The organism is Planctomycetota bacterium, assembly GCA_039819165.1.
In the GTDB taxonomy this organism is placed as follows: domain Bacteria; phylum Planctomycetota; class Phycisphaerae; order Phycisphaerales; family UBA1924; genus JAHCJI01.
The window spans coordinates 1,049,902-1,073,529 of the sequence record JBCBSM010000001.1 but is presented as its reverse complement, the minus strand read 5'-3'; the positions used below and the strand labels follow the sequence as shown (position 1 = coordinate 1,073,529).

At 71.8% G+C, this 23,628-nt stretch carries 18 protein-coding genes; 10 read left to right on the top strand and 8 right to left on the bottom strand.

Going from position 1 to position 23,628, the window contains the following annotated elements:
* Positions 1 to 42: 42 nt before the first annotated feature.
* Positions 43 to 2,070 carry a thioredoxin-like domain-containing protein gene (locus AAFX79_04715; GenBank protein ID MEO1007844.1) on the top strand — a complete coding sequence of 676 codons (2,028 nt, stop codon included), beginning with the start codon at positions 43 to 45 and terminating at the stop codon, positions 2,068 to 2,070.
* Positions 2,071 to 2,073: 3 nt separating this feature from the next.
* Here AAFX79_04715 and AAFX79_04710 read toward each other — a convergent pair whose 3' ends face one another.
* Positions 2,074 to 3,483: a glucose-6-phosphate isomerase gene (locus tag AAFX79_04710; GenBank protein MEO1007843.1), complete on the bottom strand. Its 1,410-nt coding sequence runs from the start codon at positions 3,481 to 3,483 to the stop codon at positions 2,074 to 2,076.
* A 99-nt stretch (positions 3,484 to 3,582) separates the two neighbouring features.
* On the opposite strand from AAFX79_04710, the gene AAFX79_04705 reads away from it, so the two are divergent.
* From AAFX79_04705 to AAFX79_04670, 8 genes are all read left to right on the top strand, one after another.
* Positions 3,583 to 4,149: an inorganic diphosphatase gene (locus AAFX79_04705; GenBank protein MEO1007842.1), complete on the top strand. Its 567-nt coding sequence runs from the start codon at positions 3,583 to 3,585 to the stop codon at positions 4,147 to 4,149.
* 41 nt (positions 4,150 to 4,190) lie between these two features.
* Positions 4,191 to 4,751, top strand: a complete 561-nt coding sequence (gene hpt / locus AAFX79_04700) for a hypoxanthine phosphoribosyltransferase (GenBank protein ID MEO1007841.1) — start codon at positions 4,191 to 4,193, stop codon at positions 4,749 to 4,751.
* Positions 4,738 to 5,376 carry a dephospho-CoA kinase gene (gene coaE, locus AAFX79_04695; protein ID MEO1007840.1) on the top strand — a complete coding sequence of 213 codons (639 nt, stop codon included), beginning with the start codon at positions 4,738 to 4,740 and terminating at the stop codon, positions 5,374 to 5,376. The genes hpt and coaE overlap by 14 nt, the downstream gene beginning before the upstream one ends.
* A gap of 271 nt (positions 5,377 to 5,647) precedes the next feature.
* Entirely contained in the window at positions 5,648 to 7,192 is a 1,545-nt protein-coding gene (gene rho / locus AAFX79_04690) for a transcription termination factor Rho (protein ID MEO1007839.1), read from the top strand.
* A 66-nt stretch (positions 7,193 to 7,258) separates the two neighbouring features.
* Positions 7,259 to 7,633 carry a hypothetical protein gene (locus tag AAFX79_04685; protein ID MEO1007838.1) on the top strand — a complete coding sequence of 125 codons (375 nt, stop codon included), beginning with the start codon at positions 7,259 to 7,261 and terminating at the stop codon, positions 7,631 to 7,633.
* A complete protein-coding gene (locus AAFX79_04680; protein MEO1007837.1) occupies positions 7,630 to 10,203 on the top strand; it encodes a hypothetical protein in 2,574 nt (857 codons plus the stop codon). The genes AAFX79_04685 and AAFX79_04680 overlap by 4 nt, the downstream gene beginning before the upstream one ends.
* Positions 10,204 to 10,244: 41 nt before the next feature.
* Positions 10,245 to 11,234 carry a hypothetical protein gene (locus tag AAFX79_04675; GenBank protein MEO1007836.1) on the top strand — a complete coding sequence of 330 codons (990 nt, stop codon included), beginning with the start codon at positions 10,245 to 10,247 and terminating at the stop codon, positions 11,232 to 11,234.
* A 27-nt stretch (positions 11,235 to 11,261) separates the two neighbouring features.
* Positions 11,262 to 11,774, top strand: coding sequence for a hypothetical protein (locus AAFX79_04670; GenBank protein MEO1007835.1), 513 nt, complete (start codon positions 11,262 to 11,264; stop codon positions 11,772 to 11,774).
* Here the strand turns inward: AAFX79_04670 and AAFX79_04665 are convergent.
* Genes AAFX79_04665 through AAFX79_04655 form a run of 3 tightly spaced genes read right to left on the bottom strand, consistent with a single transcriptional unit; the run spans position 11,733 to position 15,618 of the window.
* Complete coding sequence (locus AAFX79_04665; GenBank protein ID MEO1007834.1) at positions 11,733 to 13,877, bottom strand: hypothetical protein; 2,145 nt, start codon at positions 13,875 to 13,877, stop codon at positions 11,733 to 11,735. The genes AAFX79_04670 and AAFX79_04665 overlap by 42 nt on opposite strands.
* Positions 13,874 to 14,596 carry a hypothetical protein gene (locus AAFX79_04660; GenBank protein ID MEO1007833.1) on the bottom strand — a complete coding sequence of 241 codons (723 nt, stop codon included), beginning with the start codon at positions 14,594 to 14,596 and terminating at the stop codon, positions 13,874 to 13,876. The genes AAFX79_04665 and AAFX79_04660 overlap by 4 nt, the downstream gene beginning before the upstream one ends.
* Positions 14,587 to 15,618, bottom strand: a complete 1,032-nt coding sequence (locus tag AAFX79_04655) for an ABC transporter ATP-binding protein (protein ID MEO1007832.1) — start codon at positions 15,616 to 15,618, stop codon at positions 14,587 to 14,589. Before AAFX79_04655 ends, AAFX79_04660 begins: the two co-directional genes overlap by 10 nt.
* A 168-nt stretch (positions 15,619 to 15,786) precedes the next feature.
* Between AAFX79_04655 and AAFX79_04650 the strand changes: the two genes are divergently transcribed.
* Entirely contained in the window at positions 15,787 to 17,502 is a 1,716-nt protein-coding gene (locus AAFX79_04650; protein MEO1007831.1) for a response regulator, read from the top strand.
* A 26-nt stretch (positions 17,503 to 17,528) separates the two neighbouring features.
* Here the strand turns inward: AAFX79_04650 and prmC are convergent, their stop codons facing one another.
* From prmC to polA, 4 genes are read right to left on the bottom strand one after another with little or no spacing between them, the layout of a single operon-like run.
* Positions 17,529 to 18,404: a peptide chain release factor N(5)-glutamine methyltransferase gene (gene prmC / locus AAFX79_04645; protein MEO1007830.1), complete on the bottom strand. Its 876-nt coding sequence runs from the start codon at positions 18,402 to 18,404 to the stop codon at positions 17,529 to 17,531.
* Positions 18,401 to 19,015: a GNAT family protein gene (locus AAFX79_04640; protein ID MEO1007829.1), complete on the bottom strand. Its 615-nt coding sequence runs from the start codon at positions 19,013 to 19,015 to the stop codon at positions 18,401 to 18,403. The genes prmC and AAFX79_04640 overlap by 4 nt, the downstream gene beginning before the upstream one ends.
* Positions 19,012 to 20,721 carry an amidohydrolase gene (locus AAFX79_04635; protein ID MEO1007828.1) on the bottom strand — a complete coding sequence of 570 codons (1,710 nt, stop codon included), beginning with the start codon at positions 20,719 to 20,721 and terminating at the stop codon, positions 19,012 to 19,014. Before AAFX79_04635 ends, AAFX79_04640 begins: the two co-directional genes overlap by 4 nt.
* Positions 20,722 to 23,625: a DNA polymerase I gene (gene polA / locus AAFX79_04630; protein ID MEO1007827.1), complete on the bottom strand. Its 2,904-nt coding sequence runs from the start codon at positions 23,623 to 23,625 to the stop codon at positions 20,722 to 20,724.
* Positions 23,626 to 23,628 lie beyond the last annotated feature (3 nt).

Below are 23,628 nucleotides of genomic sequence, written 5' to 3'. Positions count from 1 at the left end.
CTCCGCGACCGGGCCCGCCCCAGAACCCCACGAGGACGCCGCATGTTCGGACGCAACGCAAGGATGTCGGCGGCGCTGGCCGCCGTCCTGCTCACCGCCGTCGCCAGCCTCTACCTGGTGCGGCCCGCGAAGGGACAGATCGTGGCGCCCGAACTCGAGCCCAACCTGGGGTGGCTGAACACCCAGACGCCGCTGCGCTTCGATGGCAACCTCGAGGGCCACGTCGTGCTGCTGGACTTCTGGACCTACTGCTGCATCAACTGTCTGCACGTGCTGCCCGACCTGGAGTACCTCGAGGCCAAGTACGCCGACGAGCCCTTCGTGGTCGTGGGCGTGCACTCGGCCAAGTTCGAGGCCGAGGGCGAGCGGAGCCGCATCCGCAACGCGATGTTCCGCTACGACGTGAAGCATCCCGTCGTGGTCGACGATCGGATGCAGATCTGGCGGCAGTACGGCGCGCGGAGCTGGCCGACCTTCGTGCTCATCGGCGCCGACGGCAAGGCCATCGGCATGGCGGCGGGCGAGGGCAACCGCGAACTTCTGGATGGCGCCATCCGCAAGGCCCTCGATGAGGCCCGCGAGGCGGGGACGCTGGCCGAGAAGAAGGTGACGATCGTGCCCGACGCCGAGGTCGCCAGCCCGGCTGGGCTGCGCTACCCGGGCAAGATCCTGGCGATTGCGCCGAGCGAGCGCGATCCGCGGGGCTGGCTGTTCGTGGCCGATAGCTCCAACGACCGCATCGTGGCGTCGACCTACCCCGATTCGCAGGGCCGCAGCGAGGTCCGAGCGATCTTCGGCGGCGGCCGCCGGGGCCTGGTGGACGCCGCCTACGAGGACGCCCGATTCCATGATCCGCAGGGCTTTGCGTATGACGCGGATCGGGGTGAGGCGGGCACGCTATTCGTCGCCGATACCAAGAACCACGTCGTGCGGGCCATCGATCTGGCCAGCGGCGAGGTGTCGACGGTGCTGGGCACGGGCGAGCAGTCCTACGACCGGCGGGGCGGCAAGGCCGGCCGCGAGCAGGGCCTGGGCTCGCCCTGGGACCTCGCGCTGAGCCCCGACGGCGAGAACCTCTACATCGCGATGGCGGGCACGCACCAGATCTGGGCGGCCGACACGGCGAGCTGGAGCGCGGCGGCGATCGCCGGCTCGGGCCGGGAGAACAGCCTCGACGGGCCGGCCATGGACGCCGCGCTCGCGCAGCCGTCGGGGCTCGCGCTGTCGAGCGACGGCGGCACGCTGTACTTCGCCGACAGCGAGTCGAGCAGCCTGCGGGCCGTCGATCTCGAGCTGGGCCAGGTCAGGACGATCGTGGGCCACAACGTGGAGTACGCCTTCGAGAATGGGCTATTCGAGTTCGGCGACATCGACGGCGCGTACCCGACCGCCCGCCTGCAGCACTGCATCGGCGCCAAGCTGCTGCCGACGCCCGAGGGCGACCGCGTGCTGGTGGCCGACACCTACAACGACAAGATCAAGATCGTCGATCCGACGGCGCAGACCAGCCGAACGTGGACGGGCGTGGATCGCGATCTCGACGCGCCGCCCTCGACGCTGAAGCTGGCCGAGCCCGCGGGGCTGTGGGTTGAGGGCGACGACGTGTTCATCGCCGACACCAACAACCACCGCGTGGTGCGGATCAGCGCCGACGGCTCGCGTTGGGTCGAGGTGAGCTTCGACGGGCTCGATCCGGTGGCCGAGGAGGCCTTCGAGATCCCCGCCGTCGAGGTGGGCGTGTCGCTGGCGGCCGGCCGGGACGCGATGCTCACGCTCGCGCCCACCCTGCCCGAGGGCGCCAAGGCCAACGCCGAGCTGCCGATGGTCGCCCGCGTGCTCGACGCGGAAGGCACCGTCGTCGCGCAGAGCACATGGGCGACGGGCGAGCTGCCCAAGACCATCGGCGTGCCGGGCGAGGCCGTCGCCGACGGGGCGTCGCTGCGGGTCGAGCTGGCCTTCGCGTACTGCTACGACGACGAGGGCCTGTGCGTGCCCGTGGACCTGGCCTGGGCGGTCGAGGTGGCGGCCGGTGAGTCGAGCGAGGCGTCGCTGGCCGCGATCGTGGAGTAGGTCCTACGCCGACGGGGCGGGCACGCCCTCGACGCGCTCCCGCAACTGCTCAAACCCCGGCTTGCCCATGAGCGCGAAGGTGGCCTGCTTACCCAGCTCGACGGCGGGCTGGTCGTAGGCGTCCACGCCGAGCATCAGGCCCGCGTAGGCGGTGGTGACCTGCCAGAGCATGATGAACTCGCCGATGGTGTGCTCGTTGATCTCGGGGAGGCGAATGGTCAGATTCGGCCGGCGGCTCTCGGTGAGGGCGTACTCGGTGGCCCGCTTCTCGGCCGCCAGCAACTGCGCGAGGCTGGCGCCCTCGAGGTAGGCCAGCGCGTCCTCGCCGAGACCAACCGGAATCGGAGCTTCGCTCGCGAAGCGTTCGACCTCCAGGAAGATGACGGCCTTGTCGTTGGGCCCCTCGCGGTAGAGCTGCACCTGGCTGTGCTGGTCGGTGGCGCCGAGGGCCTTCACCGGCGTATAGCCGGCGAAGACCGTACCCTGGACGCCCGGGACGATCTTGCCCAGGCTCTCGGCCCAGAGCTGCCGCCACCAGTCGGCCATCGGGTCGAGCTGGTTGGCGTAGGGCATCATGACGTGGACGCCCTTGCCGCAGCGGGCGCCCAGCTCGACGAGCGTGGTCGCGAGCAGGGCGGCGGGATTCTCGCTCAGGCGTTCGCTGCGGCAGGCGTGCTCCATGGCCGCCGCGCCCTCCAGGAGCGTTTCGACGTCGATGCCGCACAGCGCGGCGCTGAGGAGGCCAACGGGGCTCAGCACGCTGAAGCGGCCGCCGACGCCCTCGGGCACCGGGAGCGTGGCGTAGCCCGCGGCGTCGCAGATCCGCCGCATCGTGCCCCGGTCGGGATCGGTGATGGCCACGAGCCGGTCGCTGTGGGCGTCGCCCCGGGCCTTCTGCAGCAGATCGCGGACGATCAGGAACTGGGCGGCGGTCTCGGCGGTTTCGCCGCTCTTGCTGATGACGACGAACAGCGTCCGCTCGAAGCCCGGGTCGTCGGCCGCCACTAGGTCCACCGTGCCCTGGAACAGCACGGGGTCGGCGTTGTCGAGCACGAAGAGCCTGGGGCTGCGGCGCTGGGGGTCGGGCAGCAGGTTGTGCGTCGGCGGGTTGAGGGCGGCCTGCAGCGCGATGTTGCCCAGGGCCGACCCGCCGATGCCCAGGACGACGAGGTTGCGCAGCGTGCCGGCGTATCGATCCCGCACTTCTCGGACGCCCGCGAGGTGCTGCGCCCGCATGGGGTCCTCGGCCAGCAGCCGCCAGCGTTCCATGCCCGTGCCGCGGGACGCCTCGAGCCGCTTGGTCAGCTCGGCTGCCGCCACGCCGCCGGGCCCGTCGTCGGCCAGCAGGTCGGGGTCCAGGCCGTGGTCGTGGACGGCCGGGGCGAGGCATCGAGCGACGTCGAGCGTGATCATGGACAAAGCGTACCGCCTGTGCCGAGCCCGGCGTGGTCAAACGCGCGCCGGTTCGCCCGGAAGGCGGGCTTTCGGCGGGCTGCGGCTATATTTGCGTGCATGATCCACCCCTGGCACGATGTCACGCCCGGCTCGTGCAGCCAGCCGCTGCCGGGGCACTTCCGCGCGGTCATTGAGATTCCGAAGGGCAGCCACAACAAGTACGAGCTGGACAAGCGCAGCGGCATGCTCAAGCTCGATCGGGTGCTGTCCAGCGCCGTCTACTACCCGGCCAACTACGGCTTCATCCCCCAGACCCTCGCCGAGGACGAGGACCCGCTGGACGTGCTGGTGTTCAGCGCCGAGCAGGTGGTGCCGATGTGCCTCGTGCACGCCCGCGCCGTGGGCATGATGAGCATGGTGGACGACGGGCAGGCCGACCACAAGATCATCGCGGTGCTGGCGCACGACCCGATCTACGACGATTACCAGAAGGCCAGCGACTTCCCGCAGCACACCTTCAAGATGCTCAAGCGCTTCCTGGAGGACTACAAGGTGCTGGAGGGCAAGGAGGTCGAGGTCGACGAGATCATGCCCGCCGAGGCCGCCCACCCGATCATCGAGAACGCGCTGAGCCGCTACAGCGACGAGCGGCGGCAGGGGCGGATCCTGGGGCTGCACAGCTGACGGCGGGGCGCGGTCCCTCCCCTACTACACTGGTCGCCTCCATGCACCGCGACCTGGACCGCATCCTGATCGATCGCGACCGCATCGCCGGCCGCGTGGGCGAGCTGGGCGACCGGATCGCCCGCGACATCGAGGCGGCATCGGCCCGCGCCGACCGCCTCGTCGTGGTGCCCATCATGACCGGCGCGATGGTGTTCACGGCCGACCTGATCCGGCGGCTGCCGCTGCGGCTCTCCATCGAGTTGGTCGAGGCCAGCAGCTACCCGGGGCGCTCGACCAGCTCCGCCGGCGTCACGCTGCGGGGCGAGGGTCCGGAGGATCTCTCGGGCGCGTTCGTTCTCGTCGTCGATGACATCTACGACAGCGGCCGCACGCTTGCCCGCGTGGGCGAGCTGCTGCGGGCCCGCGGGCCGGCCGAACTGCGGACGTGCGTGCTTCTCAGCAAGCGGGTCGAACGCGCCGTCGAGGCGACGCCCGACTACGTGGGCTTCGACATCCCCGACGAGTTCGTCGTGGGCTGCGGGCTGGACTTCGACGGCTATTACCGCAACCTGCCCGACATTGCCACCCTCAAGCCCGAGGTCGTTGATGGCGTCGGCTGACCCGTCGGGTGCGACCGCCCCGCAGCGGCCGATGGTCCTCGGCCTGGCCGGCGGCATCGGCAGCGGCAAGAGCGCCGTGGCGAGCATCCTCGCCGAACTCGGATTCTGGGTGAGTGATTCGGACGCCGGCGTGCGGACGCTGCTGGCGCGGCCGGACGTGCGGGCCCGCGTAGTGGCGGCGCTGGGCGATGGCGTTGTGCGCGACGGGCGGCTCGATCGGCGGGCCATCGCCGCGCGCGTCTTCGGCGACGATGCGGCGCGGCGGGCGCTCGAGGCCATCCTGCATCCGATGCTGCACGCCGAGCGGGCCGACCTCCTGCGACGGGCCGCCGAGTCGGGCGTCCGCGGCGTGGTCGTCGATGCGCCGCTGCTATTCGAGGCCGGCGTCGATGCCGAGTGCGACGCGGTGCTGTTCGTCGAGACGCCGCGGGCCGAACGGCTCGCCCGCGTGCGGCGGCGGGGGTGGGACGAGGCCGAGCTCGATCGCCGCGAGGCGGCCCAGATGCCCCTGGACGAGAAGCGGCGTCGCAGCACCGCGGTCGTGCCGAACACGGGTGATCTGGCTGGGCTTCGCGACGCCGTCCTGCGGGCCCTGCACGGCATCGGACTCGCGGCCCAGGGCTAGCACGGGCCGTCCCGGCGAGGCGGGTTGCTGGCGGCCGGCCGCGGGCGTAGGCTTTGCCGACCACCGAACTCCGGTGGCGTCCCTTCTCTCACCCAGTCGAGTTCGTCGCACGGCCCCGGCCCGGTGCACATTCGTTCGGTCGCAATCCGATCGGCGGCAACCCGAGCAAGGCGAGAGACCGAGGAGGGGTGGCTCCGTCGTTCCAGCCACACCGGCGACGCGCCGCGTCCGCGGCCCCTCCGCCCCCCTTTGGCTGACCAGCGAGGAAGCGATGGCCAAGAGTTCCGCGTCCGAGTCGGGCGACGCCCGGGAAGAGAAGCCCACGAGCACCGCGTCGCGGGCCGAGGGCGGCAGCGCCAACGGCACCGAGGACGGCGAACGCCGCCGCGGGCCGCGCAACCGCCGCAACGACAGCGACGGGGGGCCTCGCCGCAAGCGGCGGAAGCGCAAGGGCTCGCCGGTCGACCACGGCCTGCCAACCGACGACGAGCTGGAGCGGGAAGCCGCCGAGATCGAGAAGGTCGCGGCCAACGCCGACCCCGAGGTGCTCAAGCAGGCGCTCAGCATCTCGGACCTGCAGCGGATGCCCCTCGACGAACTGCAGGAGCTTGCCGAGAAGGACGGCCTCGAGGATGTCGAGGGCGTCAGCAAGCAGGACCTGATCTTCAAGCTGCTGAAGGTGCGCGCCGCCAGCCAGGGTCTGCTCGTCGGCGACGGCACCCTGGAGATCATGTCCGACGGTTTCGGCTTCCTCCGCAGCGCCGAGCAGAGCTACCTGCCCGGCCCCGACGACATCTACGTGAGCCCCAGCCAGATTCGCCGATTCGGCCTGCGCAAGGGCATGGTGGTCCGCGGGTTGATCCGCCCGCCCCGCGAGAGCGAGCGGTACTTCGCGCTGCTCCGCGTGGACGAGGTCAACGGCCGCGAGCCCCAGCAGGCGCACCGCACCAAGCCCTTCGAGGACCTGACGCCGCTGCACCCCGAGGAGCGGTTCATCCTCGAGGCCGACCCCAGCAGCATTGAGACGCGGGTGATCGATCTCGTTGCGCCGATCGGCAAGGGCCAGCGGGCGCTGATCGTCGCGCCGCCCCGCACCGGCAAGACGGTGCTGATGCAGAAGATCACCCAGTCGATCACCAAGAACCACCCCGAGGTGCAGATCATCGTGCTGCTCGTCGACGAGCGGCCCGAGGAGGTCACCGACTTCCGCCGCAACACGGCCGATCAGGTCGAGGTCGTCGCCAGCACCTTCGACGAGCCCTCGACGCGGCACGTCCAGGTGTGCGACATGGTCATCGAGAAGGCCAAGCGGATGGTCGAGTTCGGCGACCACGTGGTGATCCTGCTGGACTCGATCACCCGCATGGCCAGGGCGTACAACGCCGAGCAGCCCCACTCGGGCAAGATCATGACGGGCGGCATCGACGCCAACGCGCTGCAGCGGCCCAAGAAGTTCTTCGGCGCCGCTCGCGCCATCGAGGACGGCGGCAGCCTGACGATCATCGGGACGGCCCTGGTCGACACGGGCTCGAAGATGGACGAGGTCATCTTCGAGGAGTTCAAGGGCACGGGCAACAGCGAACTGCACCTGGATCGGCGCCTGGTCGAGAAGCGGGTCTGGCCCGCCATCGACGTCACCGCCAGCGGCACCCGCCGCGAGGAACTGCTGCTGGACCCCAAGGAGCTGGAGCTGATCTACAAGCTCCGCAAGGTCCTGGCCGATATGAACGTGGTAGAGGCCATGGAGCTGCTGCAGGGCCGGCTCGGCAAGGCGAAGACCAACGCCGAGTTCCTGATGACGATGCGGCTCGGCTGACGCCCGCCGCGGTGCGGGGGATTGCGGCGAACCGGGCCCCGGACCCGAGCGTTGCAGGGGGCATGCATGCCCGACCAGGACTCGACGCCGCGGCCCCCGGCCCTCGCCGGCCGCCTCCCCTCGCCCCGGACGCTCCGGCGGCTGACCCTGGGGGTGCTCGTCGGCGTCGCCTCGGTCTGGTCGGCCTCGCTCGTGGTGGCCGGGCTCTGGTTGGCGTTCAGCGCCCGGCAGACCTGGCCGATGTTCTCCTCGGCGGCCCTCCTGGGCGGCGTGACGGCGATCGCCATGGGCGTGTTCGTCTTCATGTTCCTCGTGGCGGATCGGCTGTTTCCCAAGGCCGGCCGGCACGTGGGCTGGATCATCGAGGTGGCGATCGTGGTGCTGATTTGTGCTGGGCTTGTCGCGACGGCGTGGGCGGTGTGGTCCGGAGCCGGCCCGTGAGGGCGCTCCGCCCGCTCGCGGGCATCTTCGCCGTCCTGCTGCTCTCCGCCGCGGCGTGGTCGCAGCCACAGCCCGCGCCGCCCGATGCCTATGCGCCGCAGGGCCTGGCCCGCGCGGCGCTCATGGACCTGCGGATGCAGGCCTCGCCGGACGAGCGGGACTACCGCATCGCCCAGCTCGGGCTGGGGCTTGCGCGGTCGCTCTCACCGGCGGACGTGCCGCTGCTGCGGGCCGAGATCGAGGCGGCGTGGTCCGCGGGCCGCGATGGGGACGCCCTGGCGCTCACCCGCGAGTTGGTCCGGCTGGACCCCGACGACGACGTGGCGCTGCTGCGGGTCATCGCCAGCGGCATCGACGCGATGCAGACCGTCGAGGATCGCATGGCGGCCTACGAGCGGCTGCTTGGTGCGGGCGGCGGGCGGCTGCCCGCGACCGTCCGCAGCCGGCTCGCGCTCGACGCGGCCCTGCTCGCCCGCGAAACCGGCGACACCGAGCGGTTCGTGGACTGGCTCGCCACCGCGAGCGAGCTGGACCCGACAAACAAGCAGGCCGCCTCGCTCATCCTGACCGTGTACGACCAGGGCGGCGCCGATCCCGCGGGCCGCTTCGAGCTGCTGCTCAACCTGCTTATGGCTGACCCCGTGGACGCCAACGTCTACAAGACCGTGAGCGACGAGCTGGCGCAGCGGGGCGCCTTCGCGCAGGCGCTGCGGTTCTTCGAGCTCGAGCAGCGGCTGCGGACGGCGGCGGGCACGCCCGGCGGCGCGGCGGCGGCGCTGCACCGCGTGCGGCTCCGCTGGCTGGCCGACGGGCCGCGTGGGCTCGCCAACGAATTGGAGCTGCCGCTGCTCCAAGAGCGGGCGCGTCTGGAGTCGATCCGCGAGCTGATGCAGCAGCGGGGCCAGTCGCTGGAGGGCATGCAGACCCCCGAGCAGATCGTGCCGCCCCCCGATGCCTCGATGCTCCGCATGCTGATGGCGACCGCCGAGGGCGACGACGCCGCGGCCTCGCGGGCGTCCGAGGACCTCCGCCGCGCCGTGGGCCAGCGGTTGCAGCAGCTGCTCCTGAACGTCCGCGATCGCGACGAGGCGCGGCAGGTCGCCCTGCTGGCCACCCGCGTGCGGGCCGAGAACGGCATCGCGATGATCATCGCCGGCACGCAGCGGGAGCTGGTGCGGGCCGACATCCGCCAGGCCAACGAGGCCTTCGATCGTGCGATGGCCGAGGAGGGCCCGCTCGCCGAGATCGATCCGGCTGCCGTCGAGCCCTCGCGCGAGCAGCTCAACCTCGTAAACCACCTGCTGGCGGCGCTCGATGCCATCGGCACGCCCGAGGCCGACACGCGGCTGGCGGTGCTGGAGTCCAAGATCGGCGTCGTGCCGCTGGCGTCGATCGCCTACACGCACGCGCTGCTCGAGCACGGCCGCGTCGAGGACGCCCTGCCGCGGCTCGCGGGCTTCGCCCGCGGCGTGCCCGCGACGACGTGGGGCGCCTGGGCCAACCAGCGGCTGTTCGACCTGGGCGTCAATCCGGGGTTCGAGCACGCCGCCGCGCTGTCCTCGCTCGCGTCCGCGGTGCCGCCCTGGCTCGATCGCATGACCGAGAAGCCCGAACGCTTCATGGATCTGTCGGTGGCCTCGCCCCGCAGCGAGGAGCATCCGACGTCGTTCACGAGGCTGCGGATCCGGCTTCGGAACACCTCGCCCATGCCGCTCGCCGTCGGGCCCAACGCGCCGCTCAACAGCCGCGTGCTGCTGGCGCCCTCCATCGACGCGGACCTGGACAGCCTCGGTGGGCTGGCCGTGCCCGAGGTGGCCTCGCTCGATCATCGGCTGCGGCTCGAGCCCGGCGAGACGCTCGAGGCCGAGGTGCTCGTCGGCGCCGGGCTCACGGGCTGGTTCCTGGAGGCCTGCGGCACGCGGACCACACGCGTGCGCTGGCGGGCGATGCAGGGCTTCGTGGCCTCCGGCGGGCAGAGCTATCGAGCGGGGCCCATGTGCCTCACCGCCGAGACCGGGCTCGTCGTCCGTCGCCCGCTGCCCGAGGCACAGCTGCCGTCCAATCGGCTCGCCACGCGGTTCATCGCGGACGCCGAGGGCGTGCTTACCTCCCTGGCGGCCGCCATCAAGGCGAGCATCGCGGGTCCGGATTCCGCGCGGCTGCGGCGGACCGCCGAGTTCTACGCGCCCGTGGTCGCCGCCGCAGCGCAGCGCTTCGCCCAGCTATCGCCCGAGGCGCGTCTCGCGCTCCTGGGCGCCGTGCCGAACGCGCGGATGAGCGCGGCGCTCGCGCCGTTCGATCAGGCGGCGCTCGCGAGCGAGGAGCCGGCCTTGCTCGCCGCTGCGTTGCTGACCAGGGGTAGCGATCCCGAGCATGAGGCATTCGACCGCGCATCGTCCGCCGAGGACCCTCGCGTTGCCGAACTCGCCGCCCTGCTGCGGGCCCGGCTCCGAGACGGCCGGGCGACCTACGCGGCGTTCCGGGGCTTCACGGCGAGCGGCATCGCCGCGGCCGCGGATCGACAGCCAACTCGGCAACCGTCTGGCCAGCCCGCGACGCCCGGGCCGTGACCCCGCTGCGCGCCCCGCGGCCGCGTCGGGGCTCCGCACGGGTGCGCGCCGCCGCGGCCCGGGTCAACGCCCTCCGCGGGCGGCCCGCGATCCGCGTCGCGGGCTTCGTTCTGGGCGCGGGTCTCGTGGTCGCCGCGATCGTCGCGGCGCTCTGGCAGAATCCCGACGGCCTCCGCGAGGCCTACGCCGCCATGCGGGCGCGGCCCGCCTGGGAGGTCGTGGCCCTCTTCGCGCTGCCCGCGCTCAACTGGCTTGTCATCGCCACGTCGCTCTGGGTGCTCACCGAGCGCTTCGGCCGCCTCGGCTGGACGGAGATGACCGGGCTCATCGGCCTGGCCTGGCTGCTCAACTACCTGCCCATGAGGCCGGGCCTGGTCAGCCGCGTGACCTACCACAAGATGGTCAACGGCATCCGCGTGCGGGAGTCGGCCCGGGCGCTGGCCGAGGGCGCCGCCAGCACCGCGATCTCGGCGGGCGTGCTGCTGGCGGTTGCGCTGCTGCTCCGTGGCGTGCCCGCCGGGGTGGCCTGGCTGGCGATGGCGATCGGGCCGGTGGTGTTGGGCGGGTTCGTCGCGTCGTCGTCGTTCCGTGCCCGACCCTTGGTCGCGCGATACGCGATCGCGACAGGACTGCGCAGCCTGGACATGACCATCTGGGCGGCCCGCTACGCGCTGGCCTTCGGCGTTATCGGCGTGCCCATCGACGCCTCGGGCGCGATGGCCCTCGCGATCGCCAGCCAGCTGGCCATGCTCGTGCCCATCGCGGGCAACGGGCTGGGCCTGCGCGAGTGGATGATCGGCGCGCTGGCGAGCGGCGCGCTCACGACGGCGGCCGTCGCCGGGGGCGGCATCGAACTCGGTCAGGGCCTCACCGCGGACGTCCTCAATCGCGCGGCCGAGGTGCTCGTGTCGATCCCCGTCGGGCTGCTGGGGCTTGCGCTCACGATCCGTCGGCTGCGTCGGCACCGCCGCGGCGGAGCCTCCGAACGCGGCCAGGGAAGATCCGCACGTGCGTCGGACGCGAACGTATGACAGGGTTCGCTTGCTAGGCTCTCTGGCGTGCTGCTCTTCGTGCCCTACGCCCTGCTCGTGTGGTACGGCGCCTGCCGATGGCGACGCCGCTGGCTCGGCGTCGCGTGCGTCGCGGTGGGGGAGTTGGGCATCCTCGGCTTCATGCTGCTGCACACGCAGATGAACGCGTGGGTGTCCTACGACATGTACCTGCCCGTGCTGCAGTTCTTGCTGTGGGGCTACCTCATCCTCATCGGGCTCGTGGGTTTCTTCGTGGTCGCCATCCCGCATCGGCCCGCGGCGTGGTGCTGCCAGAAGTGTGGCTACGACCTCACGGGTGTGCCGGGCTTCGCGGAGCAGTGCCCCGAGTGCGGCGTGGAGTACGACCGCGCCACGGCCGAAGCGGCCGAGCGCCGCGCCGCGGCCGTTGTCGAGCGTCCTGCTGCCGCAGAATCCCGATCGCGTGACGTGCGAGAGATACTGGGGCGATCGCGCCTCGGCCAGGCCGAGTCCGGCCGCTCAGCGGCGGAGCTGCCAGACGCCACCAACGACGAGCACTAGCAACGGCAGCCCGAGCACCAGGCCCCAGCGGATAGCCGTCGCGACGCCCCCGTGCAAGTCGCGAATCGTCGCGACGTCCGCCACGCTCGCGCCCCGTGCGATGAACTCGTCGCGATGCGCCAGCCACAGCACGCCGGCCTCGAGCAGCGCCAGGTTGCCCGGGAAGTCGGCGACCTGGCGGCCGTCGATCGATTCGCCCTGCGACACGATCTCGTCGATGAACCAGTCGTTCGAACCGACCACCACCAGCCGGGCGTCGCGGCCGCCGTCCATCGCACGCGACGCCGCCCATGCGACCGGCCACGGACCCTCGACGTCCTCGGTCTCTGGATCGGGCGTCGGCGGATCGGCGACGATCGCGCGGCGCTCCCGCCCGATCCGCCGGTAGCCCGTCCATTGCGTTTCCTGCCACCCGCCGGGCTCGTTGATCGCAAGCAGCGGTGTGGCATCCGTGCCCGCCGGTGGGTTGGCGGCGCGCTCGACCTCGATCGGCCACGGCAGGTAGGTCGCCAGCCCGGCGATGGCGCCCTGCACCGCGTGCTCGCCGTTCTGTGCGCGGACCAACTGGTCGGTCCGCACGAAACCGGCGGGGGACCCGATCGAGGTGCTCGCCGCGTCGGTCGCGAGGATGGTCGCCTCGCTGCGCGCCACCAGGCCGAATAGCGCGAGCCCGGCCACCGTCGGATCCTGGGATCCCGACACGGCGATTTCGCTGGGCGTGACGCTCAGCAGCACGGGCGCGCCCGAGTCGATCAAGCGGTCGACCACGCGGCCGAGTTCCGCCGCCCGCTGGGCCCCGGTCTGCGCGAGCGGCCCGCTGGCCCCGCGGCCGCTGTAGGTGTTCTGCACGACGTAGACCGCCGGCCGCACGCCCGCGGGATCGAGCCGGGTGAGCTTGGCCGGTTCGTCCTCGAGCACGACGGGCCACTCGACGACCTCGATGCCCCGGCGCTGCAGGTATGCGGCCGCGATGCCGAAGGCACCCTCCAGCTCGAGTAGCCGCGCCGACTCGGCGTGGGTCAGCACGACGATCGGGCCGAGCTGATCGGTCGCGCCGAGCAGGGCGCTGCCGATCAGCGATTCGGTGCGGCGCCGCAGCGCCGGAGCGGTCGCGGCCTCGGGCCTCAGCACGCCGGGCGGCGGAAGAAGCTGCTCGGTGTCGATGGCGACGGGCGTGCCCGGGCCCACGAGGATCGCCACCGTTGCCGTCCCGGCGCTCCGCAGCACACGGACGACGTCTAGCAGCTCCAGGCGGTCGATGGCGGCGGCGGCCGCGGCGCACCGCTCGCCGGCGTCCTCGGACGATCGCTCGAGCGCGGCCGCCGGCGGCCGAACACCCTCGGGCGCGTCGGTGTTCGAGGCGAGTCCGGCCGCTTCGCCCGAGAGCAGCGCCAGCTGGCCGCCGGCGGTCCGGGCGGCGGGGGCCAGGGCGGCACGGGCGCGGTCGAGGGAGGGCGTCTCGACGCCGGCCAGCAGCGGCGTTGCGAGCGCCGCCTCCGCAGCGTCCGCTGCCGAGCGGAGGTCGCGGGCGAGCAGCGGGGCGGACTCGGCCCGGCCGGCGTACTCCCGGGCGGCCGCGGCCGTGCCCGGGCCGAGGTCCTCCAGCACGGCGGCGATGGCGGCCAGCTCGGCGGCCACCCGCGTCTCGATCACGCCCGCGGCGAGGCGGACGTCCTCGATCGCGGCCCGCAGCGCCGACTCCTGCGCCGCGATGGCGTCCGCGTCGCGGTCCGCCAGCCGTTGGGCCAGTTCTTGCAGCCCGGCCTGCGCATTGCTCGCGGCCAGCGGCGAGACGTCCATCGCGCCGGTCGCCTCCAGTTCGGCTCCTACGTCGAGCAACGCCTGCCAGGCACGCGGATCGACCCGTGTCGTATCGGCGGCGACGACCAGCTCGTAGCCCCCGCCCTCGGACGTCGCTTCGAGCAGCCGCAGCGTGAGGGGCGCGAGGCGGTGCTCGCCGGTCGCGGTCGCATCGATGCGGACGCGGTGCCGGTCGGCGATGGACACCAGGAAGGCGGCGCTGACCAGGTTGGCGACCAGGAAGGTCGCCGCCAGCCAGGCGATGTGGATCCGCCGCCGCCAGCGGCCCGCGGAGCGCATCACGCCCACCTCCGGATCGAGAGGATCATCGACGCGGCAAGCACGAACCAGCCGCTGGCGACCAGGAAGAAGGCGACGTCGCCCGTGTCGATCACGCCCTTGGCGAATCCCGCGAGCCGGCCGGTCACGTCGATGGTGCCCAGCGCATCGGCCAGCCAGGCCGGGGCCCGCTGGCGGCCGACGGTCGTCGCCAGCAGCCAGGCCAGCAGCGCGATCATCGCGCCGAGGAACGCCAGGGTCTGGCTGCTGGTGAGGCTCGACGCGGTCAACCCCACCGACAGGAACAGCACGCCCACGAGCGTGACGCTCAGATAGCCCGCGGCGATGGGCCCCGGGTCGGGCATCGGATCGGAGATCGCCAGCAGCACGCCCACCGTGGGCAGCGTGCAGGCGAGCATCGCCAGCAGGAAGGCGGCCGCCCCGAGGAACTTGCCCAGCGCGATGGCGGCGTCGCTCGCCGGCGCGGTCGCCAGCGTCTCGTAGCTGCCGGTGCGGTACTCGTCGCTGAGCAGCCGCATCGAGATCGCCGGCGCGAGGGGCAGCATTAGCCAGCCGGCGGTCGCGAAGATCGGCCGCAGCGTGGCGGGTGCGCCCTCGACCAGCACGAACTGCGCGAACATGCCGCCCCAGAGCGCCGCGTACAGCGCGAGCACCAGCCAGCCGACCGGCACGCGGAACAGCGAGGCGAACTCCCGCCGAGCCAGCAGCAGCGCTACGCGCACGCCTTGGGCTCCTTGGCGCCGGGATCGTCCCTGGAGTGGTCGCACTTCTCGCGGTTCTCGCCCTCATCGCCGCTGGCGGCCTCGGTCAGCGCCAGGAAGACGCGTTCCAGCGTCGGCGTCTGCCGCTCGAGCAGGCGGACCTCGGCCTGGTAGGTCGAGAGCGTCCGGCCCACGACGGCCCGAAGGTCGGGCTCGGTGATGGTGCCGGCGTCGAAGCGCACCCGCCAGCGTCGCAGCTTCGGGCCGGGCTCGTCCGCGGCGACCGATAAGACGCCCGGCGTCCGCGCCACGGCCGACCGTGCCGGTTCTGCGGTCCCCGCCAGCGGAAAGGCGACCTCGCAGGCCAGCTCGTCGTCCGCGGCCCCGAGCAGATCGCTGAGGCTGCCCTGGGCGCACAGCCGGCCGGCGGCCAGGATCACCACGCGGTCGCAGCTCCGCTCGATCTCGGGGAGGATGTGCGAGCTGACCAGCACGGTGCGGCCCTCGGCCAGCCGCCGGATGACCGACCGCGTCTCGTTGATCTGGCCCGGGTCGAGGCCGTTGGTCGGCTCGTCGAGGATCAGCACCCGCGGATCGTGCAGGATGGCCGCCGCGAGCCCGGCCCGCTGGCGGTAGCCCTTGCTGAGGTGGCCCACACGCCGCCGCCGCACGGGGCCCAATGCGCAGCTCTCGATCGCCCGCTCGACGGCGCCCCGCCGCGTTCTCCGTGGAATCCCGTAGAGCGAGGCCCGATACGCCAGGAATGCCTCCGTGGACATCTCGGGGTAGGCTGGGGCCGACTCGGGCAGGTAACCGATGGCCCGGCGGGCGGCCAGCGGGCGGCGGTGCGGCCAGATTCCCCCGACGCGGACCCAGCCCACGTCGGGGGTCGTATACCCGGTGATGACGCGGATGGTGGTGCTCTTGCCGGCGCCGTTGGCGCCCAGCAGGCCGGTCACCTGGCCCTCGGGCGCGTCGAAGCCGACGCCCCGGAGGGCGTGGAAGCGGCCGAACGCCTTGTGCAGGTTTCGGACTTCGATCATCGGACCCGCCTGCGCCCGGTTCGCCCGGGAAGCCGATTAGGATCGGATGAAACAATGTCTGGCCGGGAGCCGATTGGTATATACGGCGTAGATTCGGGGGCTGGGGCGAAGGACTCGCCGAACCGATCGCCCGATCCGGCGATCGGCCAGCCCGCAGGCGGTGTGGCGATGGTCGAGCGTTCCAACACGATCATCATTGTCGGCTCGACGGCCGAGGCGGCTTCCGAGCTTCCGATCCGCGACGACGCGGACGTGGTCTTCTGCACCCCGGACGAACTCGCCCAGCGGCTCGCCGAGCATCCGGGCGCCCGGGTGCTCAGCGCCGGGGCGGCCGCGCCGGAATTCAGCGAGCTCGACCGGGCCTACGCGCTGCTCGATGCCGTCAATGAGGGCGTGTGCCTGATGCGGACCGACGGCACCATCATCTGGGCCAACGCCTTCTTCCGCACGCTGGACCCGTCGGTGGGGCAGCGCATCCGGGCGGCCGCGCGCCACAGCATCGACTGGCTGGTCGCCCAGCGCGAGCAGCGCGGCAAGCTCGTCGCGCGGTGCGTCGAGGTCGGCGACGAGGACGCGAACGCCTGGTACGACGTGATCGTCTCGCTCGCACAGGGCGAGGGCGGAGGCGTAGCCGACTCCCGGCTGGTCGCGGTCATCCGCGATGTGTCCGAGGCCCGCCGGCTGGACCGCCGCATGACCGCCATCGAGCAGGCCGGCCGGGACCTCGTGTCCATCGATCCGGAATTCGTCCGCTCCAAGAACGCCATGGAGCGGCTGAGCGTGCTCGAGAGCCGCATCATCGAGACGGCCCACAAGCTGCTCAACTTCGACCACTTCGCCATCCGGCTGATCAACGACAAGACCGGCAAGCTGGAACTGGTGATCTCCGAGGGCCTCAGCCCCGAGGCCGCCGAGCTCGATCTGTATCCCTCGCGGCAGGGCAACGGCATCGCGGGCTTCGTGGCCTCCACGGGCGTGTCTGAGATCTGCAACGACGCGATGGGCGACGCCCGATTCCTGCCGTGCCTGCAGGGTGCCCGCAGCGCGATGGTGGTGCCGCTGCGGCTGCACGACCGGGTCATCGGCGTGCTCGACGTCGAGTCGTTCAAGCCGGGCGCCTTCGACGAGGAAGACCGCCGCTTCGCCGAGCACTTCGCCCGCCACCTCGCCCTGGCGCTGCGGGTGCTGGACCTGCTCGTCGTCGAGCGGTGCGAGACCAACGCCACGGTGTCGGGCCGCGTGCAGGGCGAACTCCGCGAGCCACTGGACGACATCGCCAGCATCGTCGAGCAGCTCCGCGAGAAGGTCGGCAACGATCCCGACCTGGCGTCGCGGTTGAAGCGGATCGGCACCGATGTCGAGTCCATCCGCGATCGCGTCCGCCGCGTGGCCGAGGGGCCGCGCGCCCTGCTGGGCGTCGAGCGGGCGATGGCCTCCGAGGAGCGCGAGCCGCTGATCGAGGGCGCCCGCGTGCTGGTGGCCGACGACGAGCGAGCCGTCCGCCGCGTCATCGCCGACGTGCTCCGCAACCGTGGTGCCGACGTGTGCGTGTGCGAGAGCGGGGCGGAGGCGATCGAAGCGGTCCAGGCGTCGGCCGACGGCGGCCGACCCTTCCAGCTGGTCATCAGCGACATCCAGATGCCCGACCGCAACGGCTACGAGCTGTTCTCGGCCGCCCGCCGCGCCCTGCCCGACGTGCCGGTCATCCTGATGACGGGCTTCGGCTACGACCCGAGCCACAGCATCGTCCGCGCCTCCCAGGAGGGCCTCAGCTGCGTGCTGTTCAAGCCCTTCCAGGTCGAGCGGCTGCTCGAGGAGATCCGCTCGGTGCTGCGGACCGAGGACGCCGCGAGCGAGTCGGACGGCGTTCACACGTCCGGCTAGCGCCCCCCCCCGATCCCATCGGCGGCCTAGCCAAGCCGCGCCACGAGCACCCGGGGCCGGCCCGCAAAATCGCGAACCATCCGCGCTTCTGCATACCGGCCGCTCGCCTCGGCGATCTCCAGCGCGAGTGCCGCCCGCGTCGAGGCCACCTCGATCGCAAGCACCCCGCCGGGCTCGAGCCGCTGCGGCGCGTCGTCAATCAGCCGCCGGACCAGATCCATGCCGTCTACGCCGCCTCGCAGCGCGTGCTCGGGCTCGAAGTCGCGGACGTTGGCGGCGACACCGGCCCATTCATCGTCGGGGATGTAGGGCGGATTGGCTGCGATGGCGTGGTAGGTCGAGTCCTCCGGCAGGGCCCCGAGCAGGTCTCCCGCGTGCAGCGACACGCGGTCGGCCACGCCCGTGCGCTCCAGATTGTCGCCCGCGACCGCGAGCGCGTCGTCGTCGATGTCGCCCGCATTGACGACTGCGTGCGGCGCCTGCTTCGCCACCGCGATCGCCACGCACCCGGTGCCCGTGCACACGTCGGCCACGCGCGGCGCGGCGATCGGTTTGATGGCCGCGACGACCTCGTCGACGAGCGTCTGCGTCTCGGGCCTGGGGATCAGCACCCGGCGATCAACGAGCAACGAGATGCCGTAGAACGAGGCCTCGCCCACGAGGTACTGCACGGGCTCGTGCGACAGCGCCCGCCGCACCAGCTCGCGGAGCATCGCCAGCTCGTCGGCCGATGCGGGCCTGTCGGCCTCCATGTACAGCCGGAGCCGCTCGCATCCGAGGACGTGGGCTACGAGCATTTCGGCGCAGAGCCTGGCGTCGTCGATGTCACGCTCGCGGAGCTTGCCGCCGATCCACGCAAGCAATCGCCGCGTGGTCCACGCCTGGGGCGCCGCGGTGGTCATGGCGTGCTCCAGGTGCCGGCGAGCGCCGCGAAGATCAGCGTGTCGCTCCAGCCGTATCCATCGACCCAGCGATGCGCCAGCAGCCGTCCCTCGGCCGCGTAGCCCGCCCGGTCCGCGACCCTTGCCGACGCCGCGTTGTGCGCCGAGCAGCAGATCTCGATTCGCCGCAGTCCGAAACCGCCTTCGGCCTGCGCGCAGAAGCACGCCCGCGTCAGCCCGATGACGGCCTCGGTGCAGATGCTGCGCTGGCGGTGCTCCTGGGCGATCCAGTAGCCGGTCTCGGCTTGGTGGGCGTCGGGGCGGAAGGTGTGAAGCCCGGTGCCGCCCAGGTATGCGCCGCTCGCCCGGTCGAAGATGGCCAGGTGCAGGTGCGGCGTCGGGCTCTCGGCGCGCTGGCGGGCGAACGTCTCGATGGTGTAGTGCGTCTGCGCGAGGCTGTGGTTCTCGGTCTTGGGCCAGGGCAGCCAGGGGTGCAGGCTGGGGCGGCTGGCCTCGATCGCGGCGAACATCGCCGGGGCATCGTCGTGCGTCGGCGCCCGAAGCACGAGCCGCTCGGTCTCGATGGGCAGCGGCCAGCGCTCGGGCTGCGACCATGGCTCGGGCGCCGTCATGGCGCGGTCTCGAAGACGACCTCGCCGCCGACGATCGTGCGCAGCACCCGGGCATCCGCGATGCCTCGCGGCTCGCAGGTCATCACGTCGGTGTCAATCACGATCATGTCGGCGAGCTTGCCGGGCGCAATCGAGCCCCTGCGGTCCTCGGCGAACTCGGCGCGGGCGGCGTGCAGCGTCATGGAACGGAGCGCCTCCTCGCGGGTCATCCGCTCGCCGGGCAGCCAGCCACCGTCGGGCGAGCCCGCGAGGTTCTGCCGGGTGACGGCCGCATAGAGCCCAAGGAACGGGTTGTGGCTCTCGACGGGGAAGTCGCTGCCGCCGGCGATGACCGCGCCGGTGCGCAGCAGGCTGGCCCACGCGTAGGCGCCGCGGGCCCGCTCGGAGCCGACGCGGGCGTCGATCCACCGCATGTCGCTGGTGCAGTGGGTGGGCTGCATGGACGCGATGACGCCCATCGCCGCGAAGCGGTCGATGTCGCTCGGGTGCAGCAGTTGGGCGTGCTCGATGCGGAAGCGGGCCGTGGGCAGATCGGCATCCTCGGAGGCCGCTGCACGCTCGTAGGCGTCGAGCACCTCGCGGTTGGCGCGGTCGCCGATGGCATGCGTGCACACCTGGTAGCCACGCTCCAATGCGTGGGCCGCGACAGATTCGATGAGCGAGGGATCGCTGACGGCCAGCCCGGCGTACGGCTCGCCATCGGGGCCGGTCGGCCTGTCGGCGTAGGGCTCGAGCAGCCATGCCCCGCGGGAGCCCATCGCGCCGTCGACGTACAGCTTGGTGCCCCGCGCCGTCACGACGTCGCCGATGAGTGGGTCGTTCTGCTCGAAGTGGCGTATCGCGTACGGCCCCGACACGAGCGCATAGATCCGGAGGCGGAGCTCGCCTGCGTCGGCCATGTCCCGGTAGAGCTCGATGGTCCTTGGGTGCACGCCCATGTCGTGCACGCCCGTGAGGCCGACGGCGAAGCACATCCGCTGCGCCGCGAGGATGGTCTCGCGCGGCGAGGGCAGGGCCGACGCGGGGATCGCCCGCTGCACGAGCGACTCGGCGTTGTCGACGAAGACGCCCGTGGGCAGGCCGCCCTCATCGCGGATGATCTCGCCGCCCTCGGGGCTGCTGGTGTCGGCGGTGATGCCCGCGGCGTCCATGGCGGCGCTGTTGGCCAGCGCTGCGTGCCCGTCGACGCGGGACAGCCACACGGGATGGTCGGGCGCGGCGGCCGACAACTCGCCGTGGCGGGGCAGCTCTCGGCGGCCGTCGCGGACCGGCCAGCTCTCGTGGTCCCAGCCGCGGCCGATGATCCACGCACCATCGGGCGTCGTTGCGGCGCGGGCGCGGACGCGCTCGATGACCTCGGCGTAGCTGGTCGTGCCGGCAAGGTCGACCACGCCGGTCTCGAGCTGGCCCAGCCCCGCGAGGTGGGCGTGGGCGTCGATGAGCCCGGGCAGCACGGTCCGGCCGCCCAGGTCGTGCAGCTCGGTGCCGGCGTCGGCCAGTGGCAGCACCTCGGCGTCCGACCCGACGGCGATGAAGCGGCCGTCCTCGATCGCGATCGCCGACGCACGCGGGCGGTCGGCGTCCATGGTGTAGGCGTTGGCGTTGTAGTAGATGTGGTCCGGGCCCGCGAATGCCGCCGCGCAGCACGCCGCCAGAGTAGAGACCACGGCAGCGACAGCGTTGGCGAGGTTGGTCATCCGCGGCATCTACTTCCCCTCGTACCAGTTGCCCGCGATGCTCGCGTCGACCACCAGCGGCACGCGCAGGTTCATGGCGCTCTGCATGCGGTCGACGATCAGGTCGCGAGCGGGTTCGGCGTCCGCTTCGTCGGCCTCGAACACCAACTCGTCGTGGATTTGTAGGAGCATCCGCACGCCGTCGATCTCGGGTGGCCTGCCGCCGCGGAGCGCGTCGGCGTGCGGGCTCAGCCGGCGGTGCAGGTCGACCATCGCCAGCTTGATGAGGTCGGCGGCGCTGCCCTGGACGACCGAGTTGATCGCCATCCGCTCGGCCAGCGAGCGCCGCGCGGGGTTCCTGGCCTCGATGTCCGGGATCGGCCGCCGCCGCTTGAGCATCGTCTCGACGTAGCCCTGGTCCTTCGCCTGGGCGACGCACTCCTCGAGAAAGGTCGTGATGCCGGCGAATCGCTTCTTGTAGCCGTCGATTATCTCGCCCGCTTCGGTGTTGCCGATGCCCAGCCGGCGCGCGAGCCCGAAGGCGGTGATGCCGTACACGATGCCGAAGTTGACCATTTTTGCGCCATTGCGCTGCTCCTTGGTCACCTCGCCCAGCGGCACGCCGTGGATCTGCGAGGCGACGGCGGCGTGGATGTCGCGGCCCTCCTCGAAGGCCTCGACGAGCGCCGGGTCCCCGGACAGGTGCGCCAGGATCCGCAGCTCGATCTGCGAGTAGTCCGCGCTGATGAGCACGCGACCCTCGGGCGCGACGAACGCCCGGCGGATCTCGCGGCCCACGTCGGTGCGGATGGGGATGTTCTGGAGGTTGGGATCGCTCGACGACAGCCGTCCGGTCGCGGCCACGGTCTGGTTGAAGCTCGCGTGGATGCGGTCCGTCTCGGCGTTGATCTCCTCGCGCAGGCTGACGAGGTACGTATTGACGAGCTTGCTGAGCTGGCGGTACTCGAGGATGAGCTGCGGGATGGGCGACTCGATGCTCGCGTCCTGGGCCAGCTTCTCGAGCACCTCGGCGTCGGTCGAGGGACCTGTCTTGCCCCGCTTGAGCGGCTTGATGCCCAGGCCCGGGTCGGCCGCGTCGGGCTTGTTGAACAGGACGCCGGCCAGCTGCTTGGGCGAGTCGGGCTCGAAGGTGCGGCCGCAGGCGGCCATGGCCTCGTCCTGGAGCTGCCCCTTGAGTTCATCGATGCGGCCCTGCAGGCGTTGCTCTTGCGTTTCGAGTTCGCTCGGATCGACGCGGATGCCGTTCCACTCCAGCTCGGCGAGCACGGACAGCAGCGGGATCTCGACGTCGTCGTACAGGGCGCGCAGGCCCATGCGGTCCAGCTCGGGCGCCATCGCGGCGTGCAGCCGCAGCGACACGTCGGCGTCCTCGGCGGCGTACTCGCCGGCCTGCTCGAGGGGCACCTCGTCGAAGCGCTTCTGCTTCTTGCCGGTCCCGATGAGCGTCTTGATCGAGATGTTCTCGCGGCCCAGCAGCGCGAGCGAGAGGGCGTCCATCGAGTGCGACGACCGCGACGCATCGATGAGGTAGCTGGCAATCATCGTGTCGGAGGCGACGCCCGCGAGTTCCACCCCCGCGCGGCGGAGCACCAGCACGTCGTACTTCAGGTTGTGCCCGGTCTTGGGCCTATCGGCGTCCTCCAGGATCGGGCGGAGCGCATCGAGCACCGTGCCCTCGTCGAGATGCTCCTTGGGCTCGGGCGAGCGGACGGGCACGTACCAGGCGGCCCCCTCCTCGACCGCGACGCTCAGGCCGCACAGGTCGGCCTCCATGGCGCGGAGCGACGTGGTCTCGGTGTCCACGGCGATCATGTCGGCGGCCTTCATGGCCTTGCGGACGGCGGCGAGCTGCCTCTTGGTGCGGACGATGGTGTAGCTGCCGTCCTGCGCGGCATCGTCGTCGATCGGGCGATCGAACAGGCTGCCCTGGCCGGCGTCGGATTTCGTTGTGTCGGGCGCCGGGGTCGGCTTGGCCTCGATGTCGGCGACCGCCTCGGGGTCGTCGCCCAGCAGCTTCTTGAGTTCGTCCTGGTAGCGGTTGAAGCCCAGCTCCTTGAGGAAGGGCTGGAGCTGCTCGGGCCGCAGTGCATCGAAGGCGGCCGCGTCGAGATCGAAGTCGACCTCGACGTCGTCGACGAGGGTGACGAGGGTCTTGCTCTGCTCCAGCAGGTCGCCCGCGGCGCGGATCCGCTCGCCCCGCTTGCCCTTGATCTTGTCGGCGTTGGCGAGCAGCTCCTCGAGCGAGCCCCACTCGGCGATCAGCTTGGCGGCGGTCTTGGGGCCCACGCCCTCGACGCCCGGCACGTTGTCGACGGTATCGCCCGCGAGCGCGAGGACGTCCCGCCACTGCTGGGGCGTGACGTCGAACTCCTCCCGCAGCGAGTCGGCGGTGATCACCTCGTCGTTGTGCACGTCGTAGAGCTCGAAGGCGCCGCGATCGCCGTCGCCCGCCGGGTGCAGCAGCTGCTTGAGGTCCTTGTCCTTGCTGACGGTGCGGATGTTGGCCCTGCCGGCCTGCGTGCGGGCCAGCGTGGCGACGACGTCGTCGGCCTCGTAGCCCGCGGCGCCCAGCACGGGGACCCCGATCGCCCCCAGGATCTCGAGGCACCGCTCGACCTGCTGCGGCAGATCCTCGGGCGGCGGCGGGCGGTTCTTCTTGTACTCGGGGTAGATCTCCGACCGGAAGGTCTCGGTATCGCCCGAGACGTCGATGGCGACCGCGACGTAGTCGGGACGATCGCCGACGCGGCCCGCGCCGCCGTCCTTGCCCCGCAGCAGCTTGAGCAGCATGCCCACGAAGCCGAAGGTCAGGTTGGTGGGCTCCTTGGTGACCGGGCTGGTCATGGGCGTGCGGATGGCGTGGTACGCCCGGAAGAACTGGGCGTAGCCATCGATCAGGTAGAGCGTCTTCATGGC